At 47.0% G+C, this 12,811-nt stretch carries 10 protein-coding genes; 3 read left to right on the forward strand and 7 right to left on the reverse strand.

The features are described from left to right. The first annotated feature begins 9 nt into the window (after nucleotides 1-9). Nucleotides 10-1,371, forward strand: coding sequence for a TrpB-like pyridoxal phosphate-dependent enzyme (locus tag F453_RS0109070; protein ID WP_025790033.1), 1,362 nt, complete (start codon nucleotides 10-12; stop codon nucleotides 1,369-1,371). A gap of 314 nt (nucleotides 1,372-1,685) precedes the next feature. Here F453_RS0109070 and F453_RS0109075 read toward each other — a convergent pair whose 3' ends face one another. From F453_RS0109075 to nusB, 7 genes are all read right to left on the reverse strand, one after another. After that, nucleotides 1,686-2,369, reverse strand: coding sequence for a hypothetical protein (locus F453_RS0109075; RefSeq protein ID WP_025790032.1), 684 nt, complete (start codon nucleotides 2,367-2,369; stop codon nucleotides 1,686-1,688). A gap of 102 nt (nucleotides 2,370-2,471) precedes the next feature. Next, entirely contained in the window at nucleotides 2,472-3,452 is a 981-nt protein-coding gene (locus tag F453_RS0109080) for a calcium/sodium antiporter (protein ID WP_018967740.1), read from the reverse strand. A 318-nt stretch (nucleotides 3,453-3,770) separates the two neighbouring features. Next, nucleotides 3,771-4,220, reverse strand: a complete 450-nt coding sequence (locus F453_RS0109085; protein ID WP_018967741.1) for a DUF5606 family protein — start codon at nucleotides 4,218-4,220, stop codon at nucleotides 3,771-3,773. A gap of 13 nt (nucleotides 4,221-4,233) precedes the next feature. Continuing rightward, nucleotides 4,234-4,827 carry a dephospho-CoA kinase gene (gene coaE / locus F453_RS0109090; RefSeq protein ID WP_018967742.1) on the reverse strand — a complete coding sequence of 198 codons (594 nt, stop codon included), beginning with the start codon at nucleotides 4,825-4,827 and terminating at the stop codon, nucleotides 4,234-4,236. Nucleotides 4,828-4,835: 8 nt separating this feature from the next. Next, nucleotides 4,836-5,822, reverse strand: coding sequence for a CdaR family protein (locus F453_RS0109095; RefSeq protein WP_018967743.1), 987 nt, complete (start codon nucleotides 5,820-5,822; stop codon nucleotides 4,836-4,838). Nucleotides 5,823-5,825: 3 nt separating this feature from the next. Further along, the gene (gene yajC / locus F453_RS0109100) at nucleotides 5,826-6,155 is read right to left on the reverse strand and encodes a preprotein translocase subunit YajC (protein ID WP_018967744.1); all 330 of its coding nucleotides are present in this window, start codon (nucleotides 6,153-6,155) and stop codon (nucleotides 5,826-5,828) included. A 46-nt stretch (nucleotides 6,156-6,201) separates the two neighbouring features. After that, a complete protein-coding gene (gene nusB / locus F453_RS0109105) occupies nucleotides 6,202-7,320 on the reverse strand; it encodes a transcription antitermination factor NusB (protein WP_018967745.1) in 1,119 nt (372 codons plus the stop codon). Between the two features lie 663 nt (nucleotides 7,321-7,983). Between nusB and F453_RS0109115 the strand changes: the two genes are divergently transcribed. Beyond that, nucleotides 7,984-11,130, forward strand: coding sequence for a SusC/RagA family TonB-linked outer membrane protein (locus F453_RS0109115; RefSeq protein WP_018967747.1), 3,147 nt, complete (start codon nucleotides 7,984-7,986; stop codon nucleotides 11,128-11,130). A gap of 7 nt (nucleotides 11,131-11,137) precedes the next feature. Beyond that, a complete protein-coding gene (locus tag F453_RS0109120; RefSeq protein WP_018967748.1) occupies nucleotides 11,138-12,784 on the forward strand; it encodes a RagB/SusD family nutrient uptake outer membrane protein in 1,647 nt (548 codons plus the stop codon). Nucleotides 12,785-12,811: the final 27 nt, after the last annotated feature.

The following is a 12,811-nucleotide window of genomic DNA, read 5'->3' on the forward strand; positions in this document are numbered from 1 at the left end:
CTCAGAATTATGAGCAGACAAAAAAGATTTTTATTGCAAGAAAGCGACTTGCCAAAGCAGTGGTATAACATTCAAGCCGATATGCCGCATAAGCCCTTGCCACCACTAAACCCCGCAACAAAACAACCCGTGAGCGTGGACGACCTTGCTCACATCTTCTGTAAGGCATGTGCCCAACAGGAACTTGACACCAAAAACGCATGGATTGACATTCCCGAAGAGGTGCAAGAAAAATACAAATACTATCGCGCAACACCGCTTGTGCGAGCATACGCTTTGGAAGAGGCACTCGGAACGCCCGCACACATATACTTTAAAAACGAAAGTGTGAACCCATTGGGCTCGCATAAGGTGAACTCAGCCTTGCCTCAATGCTACTATTGCAAGCAAGAAGGCGTTACAAACGTTACTACCGAGACCGGCGCAGGACAGTGGGGAGCAGCCCTGAGCTATGCTGCCAGCGTGTACGGACTGTCGGCTGCCGTGTACCAAGTGAAGATTTCGATGCAACAAAAGCCCTATCGCTCACTCGTGATGCGTGCTTTCGGCGCGGCTGTCACTGGTTCGCCATCGATGTCTACTAGGGCAGGTAAAGACATTATCACGCGCGACCCACTACATCAAGGCTCGCTTGGCACCGCCATCAGCGAGGCGGTGGAGTTAGCCACCACAACACCCAACTGCAAATACACATTAGGCTCGGTGCTCAACCACGTTACGCTGCACCAAACCATTATCGGATTGGAGGCCGAAAAGCAAATGGCCATGGCCGAGGAATACCCCGACGTGGTGATAGGTTGCTTTGGTGGAGGCAGCAATTTTGGCGGTTTGGCCTTCCCCTTTATGCGACACAACATCTTGGAGGGTAAAACCACCGAGTTCGTTGCTGCCGAACCAGACAGCTGTCCCAAACTTACGCGGGGCGTATTTAAGTACGACTTCGGCGACGAAGCTGGTTATACGCCATTGTTGCCCATGTACACATTGGGCCACGATTTCAAGCCTGCAAACATTCATGCAGGCGGATTGCGCTACCATGGAGCGGGCGTGATTGTATCGCAGCTTATAAAAGACGGCTTGATGCGTGGCGAAGACATACCCCAACTTGAAACGTTCGAGGCGGGTACGTTGTTTGCTCGCACGGAAGGTATCATCCCTGCACCCGAAAGTAACCACGCTATCGCTGCCGTTATACGCGAAGCGAAACGCTGTAAGGAAAGTGGTGAGAAGCGTGTTATATTGTTTGCGCTGTCGGGACATGGACTAATGGACATGACCGCATACGACCAATACCTCAATGGCGACCTGCACAACTATTCGCTTTCAGAAGAAAGCATTGCACAAAGCCTTAAAGCGGTTCCAGAGGTTTAATAGCACATTAACAGGACTTGTGGGCTCGCGAGCTACTCACCTCAAATCATGAGGTTACGTAACTTGCTTGCTTAACAAGTCCTTTTTTAATGAACAAGTGGAAAAGTTTACGAGTTAACAAGATGGCGAATTGACGAGTAAACAAGTTAACAAGATAACTAGCTAATGAGTTAACGACGGTTGGAAGTTCACAAACTTCTCCAGCGCAGACAGGTTTGTTGGCAGATTTAGCCACATGTAGCTGAATAAATGAGATAAAACAAACGCTTGGCTTGGAGAATTAACTGCCTAAGCCAAGCGTTCAGTTACATCACTTACTTGCCAGATGTAAGTATCTGGTCTAGTTTTTCGAGCAAAATAAACGGATTCTTCTTAAAAGCCTTCAAGTCAAATTCCTTGCTGTCGATGTATTCTTCCATCTGTGGGAAACGTTCGAACATGCGTTTCAAGTCGGCCTGTTTGCCTATCACCGTTCCACCCATCGGCACATGGTAAGTCACGGCAATGTTATCACCATCTACGGAATAGCTGAAAGGCAAAGAACGTTCGGTAAAACTACTCCTAACACCCGTTATAACGCGAGTTGAAGCCATAGAGATGTAACCCGTAACCTTCTTTCCCTCGTACATAACCAACCAAAAATACCGCTTTGGCGAGGGACTCATGCTCTTGGGCATAGTGAAAGATTTCACGGCATGAAGCGACTTATACACCAAGCTTTCGCCACTTGTCTCGTCGGTAAGCTTCATTTCTTTAACGTCATCGGCATTGTAGTTGGTGCCGTCTTTGCTTTCGGCCGAAGATGCAACAACAACATCGGTGGCATTCTTAACCATGTATGGCCCATAAGATGAACTTTTCTCTTTCACCAACCAGCCTTCTACCTTCTTGCCGTCGTTTAGAATTAGTTCGCATTTAATGTTGCTCGACTTCTTTGCAGATACACTGAGCGCACACAATAATGAAAGTAGTAATGAAAGTAACAAACTTTTTCTCATACGTTTGATTGTTTTTAATGGATTAAACAAATAGTTGTTAACGCCACGAAGTTAGTCAAAAGTACAGAAATAAGAAAGATAATGGGCCGTTTTTTTTGTTCGTTATTTCACCGCTTGCATAATAAGATAACCCATATATATAATATAGGTAGAAGTGAGGAGGGCACCTTCGAGGCGAGAAATGGTGTACTTGGTGAACGAAAGAAACCATAACAACACCATCGAACCAAGAAGAACGGAGAGATCTACAATACCTATTCCTTGTATAGTCATGGGCGAGATAACGCCCGTTACACCTAATATTAGCAGGATATTGAAGACGTTAGAGCCCAGCACATTGCCAATAGCAATGCCGCTATTACCCTTACGGGCAGCCACAGCACTTGTTGCCAGTTCGGGAAGCGATGTTCCGCCTGCCACAATAGTTAGTCCAATGATGGCGTCACTTACGCCCAAGGTCTTGGCAACGGTGGTTGCACCATCCACAAAGAGGTTACTGCCAAGCACCAAACAGCCCAACCCAACCAGCAACCAAGCTGTTGCCACAAGGGGTTTTATGGGTTTCTTCGTTTCAGTTTGCGTACCCTCGTCGGACTTTGCCGTAGTAAGGGTGAAACCCATAAAGAAGAAAAACAAGATAAGTAGGAAACCTGCATCTACACGACTAATGTAGCCGTCAAGACAAAGCAGGAATAGCGCACCCGAAGCCAATACTGCAAAGGGGATATCTTTGCGCACGGTGGTCTTCAAGATGGTCATTGGCGCCAGCATGGCAGCCACACCCACAATGAGCAAACTATTGAAAACATTACTACCAACAATGTTTCCAACGGCTAAATCGGGTGTGCCTTTCAGTGCCGACACAAAACTCACGCAAAACTCGGGCATAGATGTTCCCATGGCTACAATGGTCAGTCCGATTACCATTTGCGACACTTTCATACGTTCGGCCAAACCTACCGCACCCTCCGTAAGTCGATCGGCTCCCCATAATACAAGCACTATACCTACTAAAACAAAGAGCACGTTTAACCAAATGTTATCGGAAAAGCCACCCAAAGCGGCACAAAATAGTTGGAGCATGGAGTTTTGAGTTCGTGAATGAGTGAGTTTGTGAGTGAATAAGTTTATAAGTGGGTGAATTATTGAATTTATTAGTTTGTGAGTTTATTAGTTTGTGAGTTATTGAGTTTGTGGGGAATAACCGAGTAAGTGATGTTCTTAGCTTTATACGTTCGTTGGGTAATGGGGACACACGCATAAGTCTGCAATCGCATTTGCAAGTACATCAGCAGGCCAACCCATTAACTAACAATCTTAAGAACTCAATAACTCGTAAATTCAAACACCCATTAACTCAATAACTCACTAACTCGCAAAGTCATAAATTATACCCGCGGTTTATTCAGCCGCAGGTTGTTCGGCAGCCTGTTCTTCTCCATTCTTGGGTTTAAGAGCCTCTTCGAAATTGGTAATGCCATTCTTTACCAAGATGTCGTACCATTGAATGAGCTTACGAATGTCGCTATCGTGTACGCGGTCGCGGTCGAATGCGGGAAGCACTTCACCGAAAAAGTCGCGCAACTCTTTGCCCGATGCTTTCTTGTAGTTTAGCGAACAAGGTTTGAGCTGTTCTTTTTCGCCGAGGTTTTTAAGCACTTGCCACAAGGGTACATCCTCTGAATCGGTGTACATGGCAATGTCGGTAAGGCTCGTTACACGATCGGTTGCGAAGGCAGGCATGCGACGGTGTGTTTCATCTATAGCCTCAACGATGAGCGAAGCCTTTCCGCTAGATACAAGTTTGTATAGCCCAGGCTTCCCTGAGATAGAAAGAATTGTCTGTAACATGTTGTTTTTCTGTTTATGCGTTTGTTAGTTGTATTAATAATTCGTTTAATTGTTGGCTCACATCTTGCACGCCATCGTTCACTATCTCGAAATGGCTCATCGCCCTAATGCGCTCTTGTGGCCATTGGCATTCAATCCATCCGAGTGCTTTCTGGCGGTCTAGCGCATCGCGTTGCATCACCCTTTGTATGCGCACTTCAAGCGGGGCGGTTACACACACCACCTTATCTATCTTCACCCTAGCATCGAAACCGCTTTCGAAGAAGATGGCGCTTTCGAGCCATTGATAGCCCGATTGTTCGAAATCGCGCGCCACTGCGGGATGAACAAGTGCGTTAATACGCTGCTTATTCTCGTCGGAGGCCAATAGATAGGCAGCTAACACCTGCTTTTGCAAACGTCCGTCGACATAGAGATGGTTTCCCACAAGTTGTCGCATGCTTTGCATCAGAGGCTCGGAGCTACGCAAAAGGCGTTTGGCCGATGCATCGCAGTCGAACACTTCAATGCCACGAGCTCGCAACAATTGTGCTACATACGATTTTCCACTACCTATTCCGCCCGTCAAGGCAATGCGTAGGTTTGGAGAAATGGAATGGGAACTCATGAAAATACCTACTTTTGCTCGATAAGATAATCCACCTGATTGATCTCCAAGCGAGCTTTGCGCACTCCTTGCGGTACCTTACGCAAATAAAGTGTACACTTATCGGTTGGCTGATTCACCAAGTCGGCATAGTTTACCACGACCTTAAAGGCATCTGCCTTTATGGAACGCACGCGACTAACGCCAACGATAAAATGCACTTTCACCTTCGAGGGGAAGGTGCGCAACACTTTATCGCCAGGAAGATTCTCGGCCGAGACGGGCACTTCTACGCTTTCTTCGGTAAGTACATCTGGGTAAAGGGCCAGCCTAACCGTTGAAGGCACAATCTTTACGCCCTCTATACGATGCAGGGCAACCGTTTGTACCATGGTGTCTGAGAAGTTCACGATATTCAGTTCTTCGGTTTGCACCTCCTTGATATTGCGTAACTCCTTGTTATGGGCATACACAGTGACATACTCGGGAATGAACTTATAGTTGGCCAAATAACGCTGATCCCCAGGCTGAATGTTTCCCAAAAGGCGTACTGGAACACGTTTGCTCTCACCATAGTTGAAGAAAAACTCCAACTTATCAGGCTTTACCGCAACGATTTTGGTAGAACCCGACAGATGCGTGTAAAGCTGCTTCTGTATGTCGGCTGCAGGAATGACTCCCTTTCCACGAGACTTATTGGCGTAATTGGCAAAATTAAGCACAATTGGACGTAAGCGCTCGGTGTAAAGATAGCCCATGATAGTAAAACCTTTGTCTCTTAAAGTAACTCGCACAACATCATCGTCGTTTGAAGTTATCACCACATCCTTTGGCAAATTGGTCAGATGGATGGGCACGATAAAGTCTTTCTCGTAGGTTTCGTTGAGGGTGGCGAGTAGCCAAAAACCTCCACTAAGCCCGAGAAAAAACAAAAAAATCAGAAACTCCTTGTTCACAGTACTGAACACGAAGCTCCTGACTATCGAATAGATCTTTAAGAGCCGAAGCGGTTTCATTACCTAGTTCTTGGTGTTGACAGACTGCAAAGAAGCAGGGTCGGCAAAGACATAGTTGCGATCAACGGTAACAACCACGCCACGAGCCACCTCTAGCTCCACCGTGTTGTTTTCGATATTAATGCGCTTTACCTCGCCATATACGCCCCCACTGGTAACAACACGTGTACCTTCTTGCAGTGCATTCTGGAAGTTTCGTATAGCCTTTTGTTTCTTTTGCTGTGGCCTAATCATGAAAAAGTACATGATAGCAAAGATCGCCACCATCATTAGGATGGGTGCGGCAGAACCGCCGCCAGCTGCTTGAGCAGCCAATACTGTTGTTGAAATCATATTTTAATTGTTGAGTTGTTGGTTTATACGGAGAAAACCTATTGAACTAGGCCTCCTCTGCTCTTGCTTCCACAGCCTCGGTGGGTTGGATGTCGCCATTAACAGCATCAGCATGAGCTTCGTTGTCGATGTTTACAACTTCTTCAACGCTTGCATCCGACTGGTGAGCGGGATGCTGTTCCTGCCTTTGTTCACCGTTCTTGTGGTCGTGGCCTATGTGCTTGCGTGGACGTGGATCGGGCATAGCCTTCATCATTTGTCCGTGAGCAATGAGCCCGCGAGCAATAGTGTCAAGCATGCCGTTGATGTATCCGCCACTGCGATGCGTGCTATACAGCTTGGCCAGTTCAACATATTCGTTGATAGTTACGCTTACTGGGATGTTGGGGAATGTCAGCATCTCTGCAATAGCAATCTGCATGATAACCACATCCATGTAAGCCAACCGCGAGAAATCCCAATTACGCGAGTTCTCGCTCATATAACGCTGATACTGATCGGCATTAAGGATGGTTGATCGAAACAGTTTGCGAGCAAAATCCTTATCTTCCTCATCCTTATATTCGGGTAAAAGTTCTTGCTTTGCCTTGTTTGCAGGGTCGAAACGCTTAATGGTCTTCAGCACGAAGGTGTCTACAATCTCCTTGTCGTCGTTCCAATACAAGCTCTTTTCTTCGAGCAAGGCATCCAAGTCCACGTTGTTCTGCACAAGTTGCTTATATAACTTACGCCAAACTTCACGGTCTGCCTCGTACGAATCATCGTCGCTCTCCATATATTCGCGGTAAATTTCCGACTGTTCGATTTGATTACAGAGTTTCCTAACGGCTTCAATATCGTCTTCCCAACGCTGTTTCAGCGTCTCCATGAAGTCATTCAGTTGCTTATTTTCCTCTAATTGCGTTGCGAATTTATTGTACGCGAACTTCGGCGAGGGCACCTCTGTGCCTTCGCGCTGAGCTTGTTGTGTCGCGATATCTACACGATGTCTCTCTTCACGCATGATTGCCACTATCAACGCCAGCAGGTAATTATATAGGTCGTATGCCTTAGAAAGACTGAAAAGCAGCTCTTTCTCAGCATTATCCATATTTCTATTACCGTTCTGGTAGTAAGCATAGGTTAACTGGACAATCTTTATACGTATTAATTCCCTATTTATCATCGTTCTGTTTTTCGTTTATTGATATGCAAAATTAGGAACTTTCCCACGATTATGCAAGTACAAAGGGCTTTTTCTACTTTTTTTAATAACTGCCAAAGCATTATGCCGTAAAACACAATAAACCCCTTAACCTCTGAATATCAAGTGTTTTATAAGTCTAGCGCTGTGTATTTAGCCCCTATTTTACCCTAAACATGTTTTATAACAAGTATTACAAAAAAGGCTTTATATGGGGCCGTGCACCTTATATATTAACACGTTGTTATACAATAGCAGACAAAAGAAATAAGAATCAACAAGCATTTAGCAATAAATTATTTTACATATTTGTACGTTTTTACGATGATTATCGTTATCTTTGCTCTCGACATTTATTGATTGATTTAACTAACGAAATCGACAACCCTTTGAAAATGGCATGAACCGAGGTCTATCATCATGCCCGTCAACCATATACGCGTGCATCAAACTAGTTCTATCCAATGTGCCAATCATCACCGAACATCGTTCGAAGGATGATGCGCAACGATTGGAACGATTACATAACACGGAACGTAAAGTGGAAGACGTGGCAAAGCGTGGAGTAATCTAAATCTTCCTTACACAAAAACAAGAACAAACACTAAAAGTAAATATGATACTCTAACTTAACAAACCTTAGCAATGAACAAACAAACGAAACTTTTGACAGTGGCTGTTGCATTGCTTGGAAACCTCAACTTGGCGGCCGCCACTTCAACGGCCGACAAGCCAACAGGCTCATTTCCATCAACACCAACAGCAAAACGACTGCCGCATGTACATGGCGCTATTGCAGTTAACGCACAAGACAACCGCAACGTGCAGGCCAAAGGTCGCATAACCGACCAAGAGGGCGAACCCATTGTGGGCGCAAGCGTCATTCAAAAAGGTACAAAAAACGCCACGGTTACCGACATCGACGGTAACTTCACACTGAATGTTCCCACTGGGAGCATGCTAGTGGTGTCGTACATTGGTTATGCCGAGCAAACCGTTACGGCTTCATCCAACATGAACATCACCTTAAAGAGCAACGTAGAGAAACTAGACGAGGTGGTGGTTGTGGGCTACGGCACGCAAAAGAAGGTGAACGTAATTGGCTCCATCGCCTCGGTAGACAGCAAAGCGCTTGAAAGTAGAGGCGTGGCAGACGTGTCGAACATGCTCACGGGCCAAATGTCGGGCGTTACGATCACACAAAACAGCGGCAACCCAGGCCAAGATGGCGGAACGATTCGCGTTCGTGGCGTGGGTTCGTTCGGCGCTTCACCCGACCCTTTGGTGCTTATCGATGGTATGCCAGGCAACTTCTACGAACTAATGCCTGCCGACATCGAGAGCATCTCGGTACTAAAAGACGCCTCATCGGCAGCTATCTATGGCTCTAGGGCTGCCAATGGCGTGGTGCTCATCACTACAAAAAGGGGTGCAATGGGGCATACAAAGGTTACTTACAATGGTTCGGTGGGCCTAAGTAAGGCCGTAGCTTTGCCGCAAATGGCCCATTCTTACGAGTATGCCGAATATCTAAATATGGCCATTGGCAAAGAAAACTTCTCGCAAGAAGCCATCCGTAAGTTCCGTGATGGCTCTGATCCCGACAACTACGCTGATGAAAACATGATTGAAAAGTTGCTTGGCGGACACGCTTTCCAAACTAAACACGAACTAAGTGTGAACGGTGGCAACCAAAACATCACTTATGCGCTGTCGGCTGGGTACTTAAGACAAGATGGTTTGCTAAAAAACAATTACATGGATAAGTACACGGGACGCGCAAACATCGGTCTGAAGTTTAACGACAAGCTTAAACTAGACGTACGATTAGCTGGTGCTGTGAAAGACCGCAATGAGCCATCCACCCCTGGTCCGCTTGATTTCGACGGTGTGAAAAGCATCATTCAGCAGGCGTTACGTTTCCCTGGACTAACCCCCACTTATCTTCAAAACGGCGAATTGGGCCTTGGTCCGAAACAACAAGGCACACCTGTGGCTTGGGCAAACAGCTCTTCGTTCTTCAACGAGGGCGAAAAGAACCTCAAAGCCAATGCCGAACTAACGTTCTCGCCAATCAAAGGTCTGTCGTTAAGGGCCATCGGCGGCTACAACTTCGGCTTGACAGAAGAGAAACACTATCGCAACGAACTGCAACTCACCGAAGGTAGAAAGGTTGGCCCTTCAAAACTAACGAACACGATGTTTTGGAATGCCTACAAAACTTTCCAATTTATCGCCAACTATAACCTCAAAATAAAACGGCACGACGTATCGTTGCTGGCCGGATATACGTGGGAAGACGAAAGCCAACGCTTCGTTAGCGGTTCGCGAAACAAGATTGCTACAGACGATAAGCCATATTTGAGCATGGGCGATGCCAACGGACAAACGAACAGCGGCGACGGATACGACTGGGCTTTGCAATCGGTTATCGGTCGACTAACCTACAACTACGACCAACGCTACCTCTTCGAACTGAACATGCGCTACGATGGTTCGTCGCGTTTCCCCACCAATAGCAAGTACGCCTTGTTCCCTTCGGTGTCGGCAGGATGGCGAATAACCGAAGAAAAATTCTGGAAAGACGAACCTGCATTTGATTTCGTAAATAACCTTAAGCTGAAAGCGAGCTACGGCGTGTTAGGAAACAACAACATCGGTAACTATCCTTACCAAACGGTTTACCAACTAGAATCCAAGCACAACTATGTGTTTGGCGGCACTTATACGCAAGGAGCGGCCATAACCACCTTCACCGATCCCAACCTAAAATGGGAACGCACCCGCACATCAGACGTAGGCATCGAGGCCGCATTCTTCAACTATGCCCTCACCTTCAATGCCACGTATTTCTATCGCAAAACCACAGATGTGCTATACACACCCGCTGCTAGCGTATCCGACATCTTCGGACTAAAACTTTCGAAAGTGAACACGGGCGCGTTAGAGAACAAGGGTTGGGAATTTGAAGTGGGATACACCAACCACGCAGGCGATTTCAGCTACCAAATTAACGGTAACTTCTCTATCATTAGCAACAAGGTGCTCACTCTTGGCCTTGGAAATGTGCAACAAAAGAATGGCATGGTGGGTAACGGCACCGACCTTTTCATTGGCTATCCTATGGAAATGTTCTACGGCTACAAAACCGACGGACTATTCCTTACCGACGACGAGGTGAACACATGGGCAGATCAAAAGGCGATTGCCAGTGGTTCGAAAGCGGGCGACATACGTTATCGCGATCTCACGGGCGACAATAAGGTCACGCCCGACGACCGCGTGTACCTTGGTTCACGCATTCCCAAATACACCTTTGGCTTAAACTTGGCCTGCAACTACAAGCAATTCGATTTCTCTATGCTGTTGCAAGGCGTTGCCAAAGTAAAAGGTTTGCTTACGCGATATGCAGGATGGGCCTTCAATCAAGAAGGAAACATACAGAAATGGCAGATGGAAGAAACTTGGAACGTGCAGAAAAACAATCGTTATGCCAAATATCCGCGCCTGGAAGCCACTAGCAATGCCGGAGGCAAAAACACGCTCACGTCCGATTATTGGCTGCTCGATGCTTCCTATCTCAAGGTGCGCAACGTGCAATTGGGCTACACCCTGCCTAAGAACATGGCCAGAAACATGGGTATTGGCTCGCTGCGTATGTATCTCTCGCTAGACAATCCGCTGGCATTCCACCATTATCACAAGGGTTGGGACCCCGAAAACACGAAAACCGAGGGCAGCTACTACCCCACCCTAACCACCTACACATTCGGTTTAACACTTAGCTTATAGGCACATTATGAAACAGATTAAAATCAACCATATCATCGTCGCCACCCTATTGGCAATGCTAATGGGGGCGTGCAGCCTAGAAAGGTCGCCCTTGTCGAATATCTCCGACAACGAATTTTGGAAAGACCCCAATAGGGCTTCGATGGCACTCACCGCGCTATATCGTGGTGAAATAACCAACGGCGTGGAGTTCGCGCCCAGCGACTTTTGGTCGTATGGCGGATTTCTCTACACCGAGCACCTCACCGACAACGGTTTCGACCGACGCGGGGAAAATGCGCCCTACTTCCAAATTTCAAGCGGAAAGCTGCTCAACAATAACAACATGATCAGAATTTATTGGCGAGCCGCCTACCACCGCATTGTAAACTGCAACCGTTTTCTTCAAAACATCGCTGCCATACAACAAACGCCTGCCATTGTGCGCATGACAGCCGAAGCACGCTTTCTTAGGGCTACACAGTATCATTACTTGGCCAGCTACTTCAAAGATGTGCCCCTTGTGACGACCGTACTCACCAACGAAGAATCGAATAACGTGAAAAAAACGCCACAAGCAGACATCTTGAAGTTTTGCGCAGACGAGTTTAAGGCCGCAGCCGAGGTACTTCCGTCATTCAACAACCTACCTGCCAGCGACAAGGGTAGGGCTTGCAAGCAGGCTGCACTGGCCTTCTTGGGGCGCACTTACATGCTGATGAAGGATTGGAAGAATGGCGCAGAGACTTACAAACAAATCATCGAGATGGGCGAAAACGCCATCCATCCACGTTATCAAGAACTGTTTTGGCCCAAAACAGGTATCGACAACAAGGAGAATATCTTCTACATCGCCTACTTATCCAACTACTTTGGATGCGGAATGCCTCAACACCTGATGTCGGCCAAAGACAACGGATGGAGCAGTTCGAACCCTGCTGGCGGTTTGTTTGAGGCTTACGAATTTAAGGATGGCACGCCTTTTAGCTACGACGACCCGCGTTATAACCCCAACAACCTAGGTGAAAACCGCGACCCCCGACTAGATTATACCATCTATTATAATGGTGCAACCTTCAAGGGAACAACCTACATTATCTCGCCCGACTCGTCGGCTGCCAAGAAACAAAAGCTAGATTATGCCACCGAAGCATCGAAAACGGGTTTTCTCTGGCGTAAATACTTCAACGAAGAGCGTATCGAAGACATCACCAGTTACAGTGCCGTAACGCCTATTATACGTTATGCCGAAGTGCTGCTTAGCTACTTGGAATGCCAATTGGAGAACGGCGAACCCATCACCCAAGCCCTATTAGACCAAACCATCAATGCCGTTAGAGGTCGTAACGATGTTAACATGCCTGCCATCAACGAAACCGACGCCAACAAACTGCGCGAAATCCTGCGCCACGAGCGTCGCATTGAGTTGGCCTACGAAGGCATACGCTATTGGGATTTGCTAAGGTGGAACATCGCACACGAGGTTCTTAACGGACCAATATGGGGTGCACCCTACCCCAATTCGGCTGCATACGAAAAGTCAACCAAGGTGGTAGACCCCACAGGACATTTCCGTTGGTATGTGGGAAGGCGCGATTTCAGGAATCCACAAGACTACAGTTGGCCTATCCCACTGAGTGAACAGAACATCAACCCCAACCTACGCGAAGAGTAATCCCTATATCGTCGGTGTGTTGCCATA

It is taken from the genome of Hoylesella loescheii DSM 19665 = JCM 12249 = ATCC 15930 (assembly GCF_000378085.1).
GTDB classification, from domain to species: Bacteria; Bacteroidota; Bacteroidia; order Bacteroidales; family Bacteroidaceae; genus Prevotella; species Prevotella loescheii.